Origin of the sequence: Sediminibacterium roseum, from assembly GCF_009939005.1 — a bacterium.
Taxonomy (GTDB): Bacteria; Bacteroidota; Bacteroidia; order Chitinophagales; family Chitinophagaceae; genus Sediminibacterium; species Sediminibacterium roseum.
Genome location: NZ_JAACJS010000002.1, coordinates 57805 through 72824, shown reverse-complemented (window position 1 = coordinate 72824; position 15020 = coordinate 57805). Strand labels below are relative to the sequence as shown.

Here is a 15020-nt window from a genome sequence, read left to right as displayed (position 1 = left end):
ACAACGTTCTATGAAAAAACTACAAAATGCTTCGGCAATCACAACAGTAGCAGCCGTGCTGCTGTTCCTCGTGTTTCGCAGAGCAACTTCGCCACTGGTTTTTGTGACCGTATTTTTTATACTGGTTGCGCTTGTTACAAGGCCGATCGTTTATCTGCTTGAAATAGAGAACATCCGGCCCGAAGCAGGCAAACCCTTAAAGGAGAAGATCTTTGTGTATGCGTTTTGCGCGTTGGTATTGCTGGTGTTTGCAGGGATCCTCGTATATCTCGTGTCCAGCTTCCTCGACAGCAAAATGCCGATCATAAGAGCGCATTATTTCTAACAAAGCAGATCCTCTCCGCAAAAACCATTTACTGAAAGTAGAAGAACGAACCCCGTATGGGGTTTGTTCTTTTTAATACAGTGCCGTTTTAAGAGGCAACGCATAACCTGACCGATTGCCAGCTAAAATATTAGACCCCTCTCTATGCTTTCCGTAATTTTAGGGCCGGAAAAGAGAGGAACGATGGCCTACACGAATACGGTTACCCAGGAAGAAAGAACACCCAGCGACGAATCCGGCGTATTCTTTTCGCCTTCTTCTATCGTGGCCATTTTTAATGCGGCTACGGTTACCAAGGAGGAGAAAAAGATCATACAGGTGCGCGGCGTGTTCAGGAAAGTGGGCACCGCCAATTACGGCGGTTATTATTACGATAAACTGAAAGACGAGGCCAGCGACAATTCCATCACGCTCCTCACTTCGGCGTTGATGCACAACCAGCTCGAAGACAACAAAACCATCGAGTTCAATGGTTTTATTTCGCGCAAGGTGGAAAAAGACGGGAAGATCAGCATCTACATCAACCTCATAGAATTGCTGGCGCAGCGCGTTAACAAATTTTCGGAGGAGGAAACGAAAAAGATCGAACTGCTCAACAAAAAAGTAGAACGCGGCTTCAAGGATCTCGACGCCCACATCAAGAATGCCATCTTTCACAACAAACGCATTTCGGTAAAAGTGATCATGGGGCGCTCGGGCATCATCGACGCGGATATCAAAAGGGCGATGGAAGAAGCGGTTACACTCTACGACATCGAATTTTACCGCATCTCCCTTGCATCACCCACGGAGATCACCAGGACCATCCAGGCGCTCGACACGCAGGGGGCCGACCTCCTGTGTATTGCCCGCGGTGGCGGTGAGAACCTGGAAATCTTTGAGAACCTGGCCATCTGCGAAGCCATCATAGAAACGCAGACCATCATCGCCTCGGCCATCGGCCATGCGCAGGATGTGAGCCTGTTCGAGAAACTGGCCGATAAAAAATTCATCACACCCACCCAGTTCGGCAACTATCTCAAAGAAATCTACAACAACACCCTCGAGGAATTTGAACAGTCGAAAGCCAAACTGGTTCACGACATCTCTACCCAGCTCACCGCCAATTACGGCAAGCAGGTGCAAAATCTGACCGACCAGCTCAAATCGAACAGCGAGTTGTACGAGAAAACGCTCGCAGAAACAAGACGCAGCTTCGAGGCGCAGCAGCAATTGCTTCAAAACAAACTCAAGGGGTTTGAGGAACTGTCGGCGCGCACCAGCCTCGAAAAAAACAACCTCCATGCCATGGAGATCGGAACGCTGAAACAACAGCTACAGTCGCTGCAGGAGCAACAGCTTCAGAAAGACCGCCTCATCCAGCAGGCGCAACGTATTGCAGCGGAGAAGCAGAAAGGCATCAGCATTGGCTGGCTGGTGGTAGCGGTAATTGTGGGACTGGCAATCGGGTTGATGCTGGCGCACCGGTAATTTGTATTTTTGATGAAACCCATCGCCATGACCAACACCGAAACCATCCATAAATTCTATACCGCCTTTCAAAACCTGGATTATGAAACCATGCAATCGTGCTACGGCGAAGATGCGGTGTTCAGCGATCCCGCTTTTGGATTGCTCGATGCAAACGAAACCCGCGCCATGTGGGAGATGCTCTGTAAACGCGCAAAGGATTTTTCATTGGTGTATGGCAATATCCAGTTGCTGGATGAGGAGTACACAACCACCGACTGGACGGCCTCCTACGTTTTTTCAAAAACCAACCGCCGCATCGTTAACAAGGTAAGGGCGCATATGCGTTTTCGCGATGGGATGATCATTGAACACAGCGATGCTTTTCCTATTTACAAATGGAGCAGGCAGGCGTTCGGCATTACCGGACTTTTGCTTGGGTGGACCGGGTTCTTTCACAAACGGGTGCAGAACCAGGCCAAGGCAACCCTGCATAAATTCATGAACAGTTAATGATACGGCGCCTGTATTGTTGGCACGGTGAATGGCATAAAACAACCCACCTGCAGCGCTAAAATTTCTTACCTTCAAACTATGACACTCGATTTCTTTTTCAGGACCGTATGGCTCATTGGCGGGCGCTACTTTATGTTTGCGGCCATTGCTTTCGGGATCTATTATATCCTGTTCAGGAAAAAGTTTTTTTATAAGAAGATCCAGTCGCGCTTTCCTAAAAACACGGATTACCTGCGCGAGGTTTTTTATTCTGTGATCACGATCTTTATTTTCTCTTTTGTTTCACTGGTGCTCTTCACACACCCCGCTGTGGCGCCGCATACAACACGGTATTTTAAGATCGCAGAGCATGGATGGGCGTATTACTTCGCGTTGTACCCGGTGCTGTTCATTATGCACGATACCTATTTCTATTTCACACACCGGTTGATGCACCACAGGCGTTTGTTCAGGTGGTTTCACCTGGTGCATCACCAATCTACCAACCCCTCACCATGGGCGGCCTATGCATTTCATCCGCTGGAGGCTTTTGTGGAAACCGGTATCGTGGTTGTTTTCCTTTTTACCGTTCCCATTCACGGCACACACCTGATGATCTTCTTTTTGTTTATGATCGTGTACAATATTTACGGTCACCTCGGGTATGAATTGTATCCAAAGGGTTTTAGTAAAAGCGCGGTAGGTAAATGGATCAACACTTCGGTTAACCACAACCAGCATCACCAATATTTCAAAGGCAATTACGGTTTGTATTTTTTGTTCTGGGACAGGATGCTCGGAACGCTCCGCGCCGATTACGATACGCGTTTCGAAGAAGTAAAATCACGCAAGGCCATCCTTAACGAAACCGAAGAAGAGGAAGAAAACGCCGGCATCAGCGTAGCAACCGTTAACGCATAACGATCCAGTTCAGTAACTGCAGGTTTCCATTACCGTTTACGATTACCGTTTTTGTTTGCCTTCCGATCTGCAACTGCACATTGTTCTCTCCTTTCTGCAAAGGCACACGCACGTATTGAATGTATGCCGGCAGCGATTGCCAGTTGCGCGTATCGGCTTTTTCCGTTGCGGTATTGAAAATGTTTACCAGCAGCCCGGTGGTCAATGCCGCCATTTCCGCGTTCGCCTTCTTTTTGGATTCGTCTTTTTCTTTCGAATTGTTTTTCGAAACTTCTTTTGCCGTTGCCGACGCTCCCGCTTCGGTTAGTTTTTTTACAACCTGTCTTACAAGGGCCTTCGACACTTCCTGAACGATCCTTTCTTTCAAAACAGCCGGCGCGAGTGTATTGAGATCCTCGATCAGCTCCCCGCCCTGTCTTTTTCCATTTACGGTTACCGATGCGCGCGCCACCTCGTATGGCTGCTGCACATACGACGGAACCGCCACTCGTATGGTTCTGAACCGGTTCAATGAAAAATCATTGCGCGAGCGGTTTGCATAATTATAATCGAAGGGAACATTAAATGTTCCATACTGGCTGGTAAAAAAGAAATCGCTCCCGTTGCCCGAGTTGGTGAGCACAAAATTCTGCTCTGTTTTTGCCGGCGCCATCCCCCTTTCAAAAAACACAACGAGCTCGCCGCCTTCGCTGGCTTCGGTTTTGGTGTAGGCCTTGTTCCATTTTTTCTGGTAAACATCAAGCTGGTCTGCAAACCCCAGTTGATCGGCGGTGCGTAGCAGGTCGTTCTTCAATTGCTCAGGACAGGCAACGCCGTAATAAGGTCCCCGTGCATCCAGGAACAGATTTGCAGCGTTGCGGTAAGAAATAAAGGCATTGTTGACATCGCCCGAAGTTTCGTACAACAAACCCTGCACCATCAGCGCAAATGCGTCTTCTGTGTAGCGGGTTGAGGTGGGACTGAATTTCTGCTGTTGCGCGTTGGTGCTGAGCGTGATCCTTCTTGCTTCAACAACGGCATCATCAACCGCACCTTTGTATAAATAGTTGAGCGCTTTGTAATAATGAATGAGAAAACGCTCGTAATCTTCGCCGAGGTATGTTTCCATCATCGGGTTGAGCAGGTTGCCAACAATTCTATCGCCGGTGGTTTTTCTTTTGTTCTCGATGAAATTATCTGCGAGGTTGAAATACAAATTGCTGCTGTCGTACGATCCGCGCAGGTGGTAGAGCTTTCCCTTCTCCATATACAAGAGCAAACGGTTACGGTCGGCCTGCAGAAATCTGTTGGCCGATAATTGCTCGTCTGCCTTCGCATAATCCGCCTGCTGCACGCTGCTGTAGTAACGCGACAATTTAGAATTATACGTGGCACAGGAAAATAAAACAGGCATCAGACATACAACCCATGCCTGTTTCATGATTGTTTTCATGAGGGATGTTTTGGTGTTCGGGGATGTGTGTGGCGAGTGGCCCGGTTATGAGGGTGTAAACAGGCAGTATGTTTCCAAACAGGAACATACGGGCCACTCATCAATTCTCCCTCTAGTTCTTTACAAGTTTCGCGATCTTCTTTTCACCGATCCAAACCACTTCATTGGTCTCGATATTGGTGAGTTCGAGGTTTACCTGGTAGGTAACTGTTTTTTCCCTGCGGTATGCGTCTACGATAGAATTGATGGACCCCTGGAGGATATAATCAGCGCCTTTTTCGAGGCCGAATTTTTTCATGGTGCTTTGTGATGCATTGCTTTGCTGGTCTGCTTTCTCGGCGCGCATCTCTTCGCGTTTTTTGCCGCTTTGTACAAGCCCTACCTTATCGGTTTGTATAAAAGACGTTTCCAGGTCTTTCATAAATGTTTCCGCCTCAATATGCTCGTGGCTTTTGTTGGTGATGAGGCCAACGATCACCACCGGCTTTTTTCCTTTTGCCGTAAGGTGGTTCGTCAACCATTTTTCTGTGAGGATCTGGTTGGTGATCTCTGTTGCGGTAAGCCGGCTGTCGGTTGCGTTCCATCCACCACTCAGGTCTATGGCTGCAGAAGGGTCAATTCTTGTAACGGATCTTCTCGAGCAGGAAGAGAAAAATAAAGTAGCTGTAACGAGTGTAAGGAGTAAAAGTGTGCGTTTCATAAATATTTTGTTTTGGTTGATGTTGATGTTTCCTGTTGTGGTATGCCTGGTTAAAATCCAAACCACCAGTTACCTGTCCTGAACCCGATGAACGGGCGGCCGAAGCCCCAGCGGCTCCTGCTGTAATATGGGTTGTAATAATTGTTGTAAGAACGGTAGCCGTAGTTGCTCCATCCATAATTAACCGTGGGCGAATAATAGCCGTTGAGCAGCGCGGCCTCCCGCCTGTAGGCTCTGCGTTCGCTGCGGCGCTCTTCCCGCGCCTCGAGCCAGTCGTAGGCCTTGTACGTTTCCTGCGCAGTCGTATTCGAATAACTGAGCAGCGAGTCTTTTGTGTTGGTGTATTTTAACTGGCTCACCATATAATTGGGATTCTGATCTGGCGCCAGTGTGTTCGTGTTTTGCGCAAATGAGGTAATTGTTACGCAAACAGCCAGCATGGTTGTAAAAATCCGGAACATAGGTCCTCCTTTTTTGCTTTTCATAACAAAACTAATACCAAAATCCTGCTGATGGGCTTTCTGGAGCTTAAAACGGACAAAGGGCGGCTGCGCGCTGTGAGCGGTGGGGGATGATGTGATCGGGTATCACATGTTTTGGCTTAACCCTTCTTCTTGAAAATGGGCACCGTACTGCACGGCTCTCCATACATGATGCTCTTTGCAAATGGCCGCAGTTTGTTGGTGATCTCTACATACGCCGTTTCGGGAATAGAAAGGTCGCCGCAGCCTTTTACAACTACGCGCTTGTCTGTATATTCTTCCCCGTTAACGGCATCAAGATTTTTGAGTAGAAGGGTGCTGATGAGTTTCTGTTCATCGCCAAACACAACTGTTTTGGCAACCGGCTGCAGGTAGCTGGCAACCAGCATGTAGGCCCACATCGGTATGATGGCATCGGCCGAGCAGGTGAGGGCAACATTGGCATCTCTGTAAGTCTCCCAATCTATGGCCAGCAATGCAGCGCGGAAATCTTTTTCCTTCAGTATCAATCCCATAAACAGGTAATCCTTCAGGTCAAACGTCCTGATCTCGCCTTTGGGATAATATTCTTCCAGGTCAAAACTGATCAACCCGCTCTCTGCCACCTTGTTCACCAATGCTTCGCTCATAGGTTCCTTTTTGTAAAATTACAATTTTGGACGGGTATTGTTCGGAGCAATGCCCCGGGCCTGGGCTCCCGGCTTATTTTTGATCGCAAAAAAAACCCGGCAACTGGTGCCGGGTTTCTCTATTAATAGAATTTAGATCGGTAATCTTTGATCGTGGCTTCTTTCTTCAGTGCCTCGAGGCTCCTGTACGATGCCATTTTGGAGGCCTGGAGAAGGGCTGATTTGAGCGTTTCCAGATCCTGTGTCATTGGCTTGGTCCCGGTTTGTTCAACCTTTACGGCAAATACGCCGGTGTTTCCGCCAAATGGTTCACTTGCTTTCCCGGCCAGGGCCTTGTTGAAAGCCGCGCCCACTACTTTGGGTTCGTTGCCCACATTCGGAACAAACGGCGCTGCAAAGCTCACACTGTCTGCACGCAATACCGGCGCACCGGTGCTGCTGGCATAAGACTCAAGCGTATTGCCTTTGAATTTTGTTTCGATGATCTGTTTTGCTTTCTTCTCGTTCCTTACGATCGGTTCTACCATCGGACGCGCTTCTGCCGCCGACATCAGTCCCGCCTTGTTAACACCGGTAATGATGGCCACGATGTACTGGTCGCCTGCTTCAAAGGGTTCTGAAACATCGCCGTTGCCGTGTTCGTAGATCCAGCGAACGAGCTGGCGGTTCATACCTGCAAGGCCATTGATGGTGAAATCATTTTCCTTGATATCAGCCGCACCCAAAACAGGTAGGTTCGCTTTGGCTGCATTTGCATTGAACGATTTGTTGTCTTTCGCCGATACGCCAAACTGCGCCGCGGTGTTCTGCGCCGTTGATACCGTTTCGCTGCTCGCCATGATAGGCCTTGCGAGATACGCGATTTTATACGCAGGGCCCACATTTTTCTGGCCCAGTACTTCTACATAGTGGTAACCGTAAGGCACTTTAACTACGCCCTTGCTTCCCACCGGTTTATCAAACGCAAAATCGTTGAACTCCGGAACCATCCTGCCTGTCTGGAAGAAATCGTAAACGCCGCCCTTGTCTTTGCTTCCGCCGTCGTCGGAGTATTGCGCAACCAGTGCATCAAAGTTTGCTCCGCCTTTTACCGCGGTTTCAATACTGTCGATCAGCTTTTTAGCTGTACTGTCTTCGCGAACGAATTGTCCCGATTGCGGGTTCATCGTCATAATAAGTATGTGACGCACTTTTGCACTGTCTGGCCATTGTTTGTTGCCCAGTTTTTTTGCGAGCATAAAGTAACGTCCGTCCTGGTAAGGACCATACACCGTTCCGGCAGGAATGTTTGCGAGCGTGTCTTTGTTGGTTTGCTGCATCTGGCTTTTGCTGATGTAGCTATCGTAATAACCAAGATCGCTGCTGTTCTTTGTAAAGAAGGCCGGCATATCGGTTGCCGCGGCAAAATCCGCTTTCAGGTTCTCTACCTGCGCACGCGCATTGGCAGAATCCGCCGCTGTTGGCGCGGTGCTGAAACCTACAAAGGCAATGTTCCTTGTCTCTTCTGTTTTGGTGAATTGTTTCTTGTGTTTTGAAACATAGGCGTTGATATCGTCATCGCTTACTTTAACGGCGCTGTCGCTCACAGACATATACGGCACATATACATAAGAGATGTTCGAGATGGAAGCCGCTTCAGCCGCCTGTTTATCGAGCAGCCATTTGGGAACATAGGCCGACTGGATCATCAGCGCCTGGTATTTGGTACGCAGGGCCTGCTGGATGGTTGGGTCGAGCAATTGTTTCCTGAGCATCTTAACTTCTTCTGCATTCTTGCTCTTCTTTACGTTCGCGATCGCTTCCTTGGCCTTGTCTACCATGAACACCCCTGTTTTAGGATCGGTGAACTGCTGGCGCAAAGGAGAATTTTCGCCGAAAAGGATATCGCTGAGTTCTTTCGGGGAAACCTGCAGCCCCAGTTTCTCAAATTCCTGGTTGAGCAATACTTCCTCTACTTTCTGCTGCCAGCTTGGGGCGATCAGTTGTTCACGGGTTGCACCCTGCTGTGCATACATCTGCTCCTGCATGGCCAGTGTTTCTTCAAATTCGGCTTTCGTAATCGTTACACCGTTCACTTTACCTATGGTTGTTGAGTTAGACACCGCCCCTTTTCCACGGCCAACCCCATCCTGGAGAATAAAGGCAATCAGGGCCAGTGCGATGATACCAAAGATGATCCAGGCTCCCTTGTCACGAATACGTTGAATTACAGACATAATAGTTTAGTTATATTAAATTGTTTTGGTCCCGTTTAGGCGGGACGCAAAAATAGGGTATTAAAGCATTAGAACAAATTGTGGAAAAACCTGTTTTTTCTAATAAACACGCGGGCTTTGGCGGGGCGGAATACGGGCTGATGGGAGTCGGCAGGCCTCCCAAGCGGATAAATAAACGCAGGATTGGTGAAACGGCCCGGGGGAACAGTATCGGGGCTTTGTTGTTATATTATATATAGAAACTGGGATCCGACTTTGCGGAAAAACGCCTGATCCGTAAAAACCTGGTTCAACGCTTCAAAAAATCTATTCACACCGGGTTGTGCATAAGGGCAAAATCCTGTGGGGAAAACGGGTTTTTGAAATGGAGAAAAGTGGAAAGAGATCGAACAAATAACCTTCCGGCATATACTGAAAGCAGAAAGTGGAAAGTTCACTTTGAGATTATCCCTGTTAATCCACAGTTGGCTAAAAGTGGATAGAGGAAAAAGAAGGATGTGAATTGGTTAATCCACGATTGTTAAAAAACCGCAGAAAACCAATGGCAGTTGCAAAAACGGCTGTGGATGAAATTGTGGATTAGAGTGGATAACCAAATGGTAATTAACTTCGCACTCTGTGAACAAGTAAGTTATCCCGATATCCACAGCCCTAATAGTAATAGGTAAGTTTTATAAAAAGATTTTAATAGTATTATTACAAGCGTTATGAACATTCAACCGAACGATATCCTGGAGAAAGGTTTTTTTGATACGGAAATCGATCCGCATCTCGATTTATTTGCGGAGATTGCCCGTCTAAAGAAAGAGAAGAATGCAATACTCCTTGCGCATTATTACCAGGAACCGGATATCCAGGATGTGGCAGATTATATCGGCGATAGCCTCGGCCTTGCACAGCAGGCCAGCAAAACGGATGCAGACATCATCGTTTTTGCCGGTGTACACTTCATGGCCGAAACAGCCAAGATCTTAAACCCAGGCAAAAAAGTACTGCTGCCCGATCTGAAAGCGGGCTGTTCACTGGCAGACAGTGCGCCGGCGCCTCTCTTCAAAGCTTTTAAAGACAAGCACCCGGACCACATCGTTATCTCCTACATCAACTGTACCGCCGATATCAAAGCATTGAGCGATATCATCTGTACAAGCAGCAACGCAGAAAAGATCATAGAGAGTGTGCCAAAGGACCAGCCGATCATTTTTGCACCCGACAAAAACCTTGGCGCTTATCTCAATAAAAAATCGGGAAGGAACATGCTGCTGTGGAATGGCGCATGTATGGTGCACGAAATCTTCAGCCTCGAAAAGATCACGAAATTGAAGATCAGGCACCCGAAGGCAAAACTGATCTCACACCCTGAGTGCGAAGAACCGATCCTGCGTGTTTCGGATTACATAGGCAGCACAACCCAACTCCTGAAATATACCGAAGTGAGCGATGCAACAGAATTTATTGTTGCCACAGAAACCGGCATACTGCACCAGATGCAGCAGAACAGCCCCCACAAGACGTTCATTCCCGCGCCGCCTACCAACAGTTGTGCATGCAACGATTGCCCGCACATGAAGCTGAATACGCTAGAGAAACTCTATTTGTGCATGGAGTACGAGGTTCCGGAGATTACGATGGACGAAAACTTACGCCTGGCCGCAAAAAAACCGATGGACAGGATGATGGAGATCAGCAGGGCGGCGGGATTGATCGGGTAGTTTTAACAGGGAATCGCCGGCAAATCCGTAAATTCAACAGAACGAAACAACCAGGCTCAACAGGAATGAGCGATCGAAATTCGTTTAATAGATGGCCCGGATGAAAAAATTAATTACATCACTCGCTATTTTATTTCTATCAGCAAAGCTATTTGCCTGCAGCTGCGCTTTCCCTACGTTCAACGACAATTTTGCGCGCGCAGCGTTTGTAGGACTGGTTAAAGTAAACAACGTACATGCCGACCCTCAAAACAGCGACGTCGATGTTCTTGACATAACCATTGTTGATCTTTTCAAAGGAAAACCTGTAAAAGAGATCAGGGCGAGTGGAAAAAATACATCCTGCGATATAGGCATCCAGAAAAATACGGTGTGGCTCGTATTTGCGACGGAAAACAATAAAGGAGAGCTTGTGTTTGGTTACTGTTCCGCGCCCGAGCAATACGAAGGAAGGGTTTACGACGAAGCCAGGTATCCCGGCATTACTAAAAAAATCGCGGAGGAAAGAAAGTTCGTGTTAAAAATACTTACCGGGCTACGCGATAAAAAAATAACATTGACGAACACCGATGCAGGCGTTTTTAGTTTTTATGAACACTTGCGCAGCATCAAAAATGTAGATGTAAAGGAAAAGCAATTTGCGGTGTACCAGCTAAAAGTAAACAAAGAAAGAGTGATCACCAGTGTAAAGCCCTTGCTACCATTCGTAAACGCACAAATATCTGCGCAGGTACTGAAGAAACTGAAAGGCGCAGCGCTCAGAAAGCCGCGCAACAAAGCTTTTCCAGCAGAAGAAACAATGAATATCTGCCTGTTCGCTTTTCCTGCCGAGCAAAGCTATCCGGGTTTTATAGGCCCAAATTTACCCTAAGCCAGTCGTATGCCTTTTGTTTTTACAGAAACGATCTATAAAGTTGGCATCAATCCCTGTGTGCCCGTTCCCAGGAGGATAACAGATCAATTGAAAGTTGAAAAAGGCTTTATTTATGTAAAGGGAACGATCAATGGCTTCCCCTTTGTTCAAACCCTGATGCCGGTAAAAAACGAACCGTATCGCCTTTATGTGAACGGCCCGATGTTGAAAGGTGCGAACCTGGAAAATGGCGACAGGGCCCGTTTTGCTCTTGAACAGAACCATCACCCGGAAGAAAGAACGCCTGCCATGTTGCCCGCTTTCAAAAAAGCCTTGGCGAAAGAAAAACTGACGGCCACTTTTAAAGGCCTTACCCCTTCGCGGCAGAAAGAGATCCTGAGGTACATGCGTTTTCTCAAAAGCCCTGAATCCATTGAGCGGAACATTGTTAAAGTAGTTGGGCAGCTGAAGGAGAAAGCCGGTAAATAAAATAACTTTGCCGCCCAACAATGCTTATGCCGGATCAGAAAAACTCTTTTGTACTGCCCTTTGTACGTATTGCTTTTGCACTGCTCATCACAGTTTGCCTGATGCGGGTGTTTGAATACATAGTTGTGGCATCCAAATCTTTCACCCCCCATGCCTGGCAATTCGAGGTGGCCGGTTTGTTTTATGATATATGGCTCTGGTTCATTTATTCGGGTGTGGCTTTTGTGGTTTGCTGGCTTGTTTCAAAAATAAAAACACGGGCCGGTATTGTTTTGTTTCATGTGTTGAACGTGATGTTCATTGTATCCTGCCTGGCGCTGCTGATCACTTTTTCGCAGCGGAACAATCCCTTCGATCATGAGCTGTTTACGCGAAACGCGGGTGATACCATTGAAACGATCAAACAAATGGCAGGCGCCGGTATCAAGCCTTATCTTTCTTTTTTTGTTTACATCCCGCTTTACTTTGTTGTCTCTGCGCGGGTCACAAAAAAGATCAGTGCCGGCAGAAAATATTTATCCGTTTTGGCAGGCCTATCCGTTCTTTCGGTTGTTTTGATCAGGTACGCAAACCCTTCACCAGATTGGTTTTCACAGAACGGCGCTTACTATCTTACTGCCAATAAGTTCACGTACTGGGTTGAAGATAGTTACGATTATTTCAGGAACAAAAATGCCTCGGAAAAAGTATTGACGGATGAGGCGCTGAAAAAGGAAGTGGCTTTTTACCAGGCCAACCAACCCTTTCATTTTACAAGCACCAGCTATCCCTTACTGCACAGCAACGATGAAAAAGATGTGCTCGGCGGGTTTTTCAATTTCCAACAAACACCGCCTAACATCGTGCTGTTGGTGGTGGAGGGATTGTCGCGCGATTTCAGTGGCGACCATGCTTTCGCCGGAAGCTTTACGCCGTTCCTCGATTCGCTTTCGCACAACAGCCTTACCTGGGATAATTTCCTTAGCACCGCCCCGGGTACATTTGCGGCACACCCTGCCATTGAAGGATCACTTCCCTACGGCAAACGTGGTTTTTCTGTGATGAATGTGATGCCGGAACATTTGTCGCTCACAAAGATCCTGAAGGCAAATGGCTATCATACAAAATTCCTTGTAGGCTTTAATACCGATTTTGATAACATGGGTGGATTCATCCGCCTGCAGGGAACTGATTTTACGTTAACGCAGTATCCTTCGAAATACAAGGAAATGGGAATCGGCAAAGAAGGATGGAGCATGGGCTATCCAGATGATGCACTTTACAGCCGCGCATTTGAAGTGATGGATTCGCTGCCAAAGACGCCCTACTTCAACATCTTTCACACGGGCACCACACACATGCCTTATCTCTTTGAACAGAAACCACAGTACGAGAAAAAGTTTGACGAGAAATTGAAGACGATGAACGTATCCTCATCCATCAAAAAAACACTAAGGCAAACAAAAGAGGTACTCGTTACTTTTATGTTTTCGGATGATTGCCTGCGTAAATTTTTCAGCGATTACAGGAAGCGCGCCGACTATTCCAACACGATATTTTTAATAACCGGAGATCATCACATCGGTTCTTTTCCCACCATTAACGAAATGGATGATTATCATGTACCGTTCATGATCTATTCTCCAATGCTGAAGCGGTCGCAGAAGTTCTTGTCTGTAAACACGCACAACAACATTACACCAACCATCCTCGCGTTGCTGAACGATAATTTTAAACTCAACAATTACCCGAAAGAAGTGCATTGGTTAAGCGGTGTAATAGATACAGCCACTGCGTTTCGGAATAAACAGTCGATGCCGTTTATGTGGTGGGACAGGGAAATAGGCGACTATATTTACAAGGAATATTTTTTATCAGACAACCAGTTGTACAGGATCAACCCCGATCTTACCCAGGTAAAATACCGGAACGATACACTTAAGAAACACATCATCGCGCTGCGCGAGAACTTTAAAAAGATCAATGGGTATGTGTGTGAGAACAACAGGATCTATCCCGCGGAAAAAGAGTTGCTGCCGGGAAAAAAGGAGTTGGTGTTTGATTACAACGATACAAGCACGCATTACCTGTTTACCCATCGCACAGATACCATGCTGATGCCGATGTATAAACTGCCCAAAGGTTACCGGTACCTGTTTGTTGAATTTACAGCGGGTGTGAATATTGCCGATCCCAATCCAGAGAACTATCCTTCGCTTCGCTTTTCAATGATCGATACAAAGAACCGCGGGATGAATTTTCTCAACTGGACCAAACGCAACATGGAAACATTGACCAAAGGGGATTTTGTTCCCAGGCAATGGAACGAGGTAACGGCCACAGATCTTTTTACGATGGATGATTACAAGAAGGTAAAGGATCTTTGGTTTGATCTTGGTTTATACAACGGCCCTATTGTAACGGATCTCAGGATCAGGAACATCCGCCTGAAAATATTTGGTATTAAGTAACTGCGCGGGCTATTGTTGCCTGGTTTCTTCCAGCAATTTTTTAAACTCCAGGATGCGGGATGCTTTTACGGCAACACTCGCACCGGCTTCTGTAAAAGAAGAAGTGGAGATACCAGCGAGCAAAATTCTTTGTCCGTCCATTCGCTGGTCGTTGCGGTCCACGTTTCCATTTTGGTATATGTAAACCGGTGCGCCGAGCTGGCCGTCATAAAATGGAATATCGAACAGAAATTCTTTGCGTTGGTTGTAATCTGCAAAAAGGGGGGTAGCGGTGATGCCTTTTTTCACAAAGGGGGTTCCACCCAATTCTTTCCTGCTTCCAGAAGGATACCCGACCAGGTAAACGGTTTCAACAGGATTCAATGTTTTTGAAAGAGAGTCGCGCGCGATCACATTTTCTGTAATGGGATGAAAGCTGATCGTGATCTTTTTGTTGATGAAATGTGTAAGCACGCCGGTGAGCGGTATCAGCGAGAGATCCACGTCTTTGTCCGGGTGATTGAATACAACCAGGTCGGTTTTGTTCAGCGTTATCTCCTGCATTCTTCCATACTGCGGTATTCCGGCAAAATTGGATTCGAGGAAAAAGAATGTGATCGACTGCGCATCTTCCAGCAAACGTCTGCTCGTGATTACAGAAGGTACCGCTCCTTTTGTTGTCTGAAAAGTAAAAAACAGTCCTGTTCCGTTGATTGTTTGAGTTCCATTGGCGCGTATGCCGATGGTGGTGTTGGTTGTGTATTCTGTTATGCCCAGTTTTTTCTGTGAGAAGGAAACAAGGGAAAAGGCAATAAATAATATGAACAGGTACAGTTTTTTCATCAGGGTATAAAGATCGTGAGTCGTCTGCCCTGAACCGTGAATATGTTT

The 15020-nt window shown here is 47.0% G+C and carries 14 protein-coding genes; 8 read left to right on the top strand and 6 right to left on the bottom strand.

Annotation, left to right across the window (positions count from 1 at the left end; genetic code table 11):
* The first annotated feature begins 10 nt into the window (after positions 1-10).
* The 4 genes from GWC95_RS00210 (at position 11) to GWC95_RS00195 (ending at position 3190) form a co-directional block, all read left to right on the top strand.
* A complete protein-coding gene (locus tag GWC95_RS00210; RefSeq protein ID WP_161816658.1) occupies positions 11-325 on the top strand; it encodes a hypothetical protein in 315 nt (104 codons plus the stop codon).
* A gap of 144 nt (positions 326-469) precedes the next feature.
* A complete protein-coding gene (locus tag GWC95_RS00205; protein ID WP_161816657.1) occupies positions 470-1795 on the top strand; it encodes an exodeoxyribonuclease VII large subunit in 1326 nt (441 codons plus the stop codon).
* 27 nt (positions 1796-1822) lie between these two features.
* Positions 1823-2287 carry a nuclear transport factor 2 family protein gene (locus GWC95_RS00200; protein WP_161816656.1) on the top strand — a complete coding sequence of 155 codons (465 nt, stop codon included), beginning with the start codon at positions 1823-1825 and terminating at the stop codon, positions 2285-2287.
* Between the two features lie 81 nt (positions 2288-2368).
* A complete protein-coding gene (locus GWC95_RS00195; RefSeq protein WP_161816655.1) occupies positions 2369-3190 on the top strand; it encodes a sterol desaturase family protein in 822 nt (273 codons plus the stop codon).
* Here GWC95_RS00195 and GWC95_RS00190 read toward each other — a convergent pair.
* From GWC95_RS00190 to GWC95_RS00170, 5 genes are all read right to left on the bottom strand, one after another.
* Positions 3180-4622 carry a COG3014 family protein gene (locus GWC95_RS00190; protein WP_237722011.1) on the bottom strand — a complete coding sequence of 481 codons (1443 nt, stop codon included), beginning with the start codon at positions 4620-4622 and terminating at the stop codon, positions 3180-3182. The two genes, GWC95_RS00195 and GWC95_RS00190, sit on opposite strands and share 11 nt — an antisense overlap.
* 112 nt (positions 4623-4734) lie before the next feature.
* Positions 4735-5322 (bottom strand): penicillin-binding protein activator LpoB, encoded by a 588-nt coding sequence (locus tag GWC95_RS00185; protein WP_161816654.1) that lies wholly within the window; start codon positions 5320-5322, stop codon positions 4735-4737.
* Between the two features lie 50 nt (positions 5323-5372).
* A complete protein-coding gene (locus GWC95_RS00180; protein WP_161816653.1) occupies positions 5373-5783 on the bottom strand; it encodes a hypothetical protein in 411 nt (136 codons plus the stop codon).
* A 140-nt stretch (positions 5784-5923) separates the two neighbouring features.
* Positions 5924-6433 carry a DUF2480 family protein gene (locus GWC95_RS00175; protein ID WP_161816652.1) on the bottom strand — a complete coding sequence of 170 codons (510 nt, stop codon included), beginning with the start codon at positions 6431-6433 and terminating at the stop codon, positions 5924-5926.
* Positions 6434-6555: 122 nt separating this feature from the next.
* Complete coding sequence (locus GWC95_RS00170) at positions 6556-8649, bottom strand: peptidylprolyl isomerase (RefSeq protein ID WP_161816651.1); 2094 nt, start codon at positions 8647-8649, stop codon at positions 6556-6558.
* 707 nt (positions 8650-9356) lie between these two features.
* Here GWC95_RS00170 and nadA point away from each other — a divergent pair.
* From nadA to GWC95_RS00150, 4 genes are all read left to right on the top strand, one after another.
* Complete coding sequence (gene nadA / locus GWC95_RS00165) at positions 9357-10358, top strand: quinolinate synthase NadA (RefSeq protein ID WP_161816650.1); 1002 nt, start codon at positions 9357-9359, stop codon at positions 10356-10358.
* A 100-nt stretch (positions 10359-10458) separates the two neighbouring features.
* Positions 10459-11229, top strand: a complete 771-nt coding sequence (locus GWC95_RS00160; protein ID WP_161816649.1) for a hypothetical protein — start codon at positions 10459-10461, stop codon at positions 11227-11229.
* 9 nt (positions 11230-11238) lie between these two features.
* Positions 11239-11700 (top strand): DUF1905 domain-containing protein, encoded by a 462-nt coding sequence (locus tag GWC95_RS00155; RefSeq protein WP_161816648.1) that lies wholly within the window; start codon positions 11239-11241, stop codon positions 11698-11700.
* Between the two features lie 26 nt (positions 11701-11726).
* On the top strand, positions 11727-14150 hold the full coding sequence (locus GWC95_RS00150) for an LTA synthase family protein (protein ID WP_161816647.1): 2424 nt from the start codon (positions 11727-11729) through the stop codon (positions 14148-14150).
* 9 nt (positions 14151-14159) lie between these two features.
* Here the strand turns inward: GWC95_RS00150 and GWC95_RS00145 are convergent, their stop codons facing one another.
* Entirely contained in the window at positions 14160-14972 is an 813-nt protein-coding gene (locus GWC95_RS00145) for a serine protease family protein (RefSeq protein WP_161816646.1), read from the bottom strand.
* Positions 14973-15020: the final 48 nt, after the last annotated feature.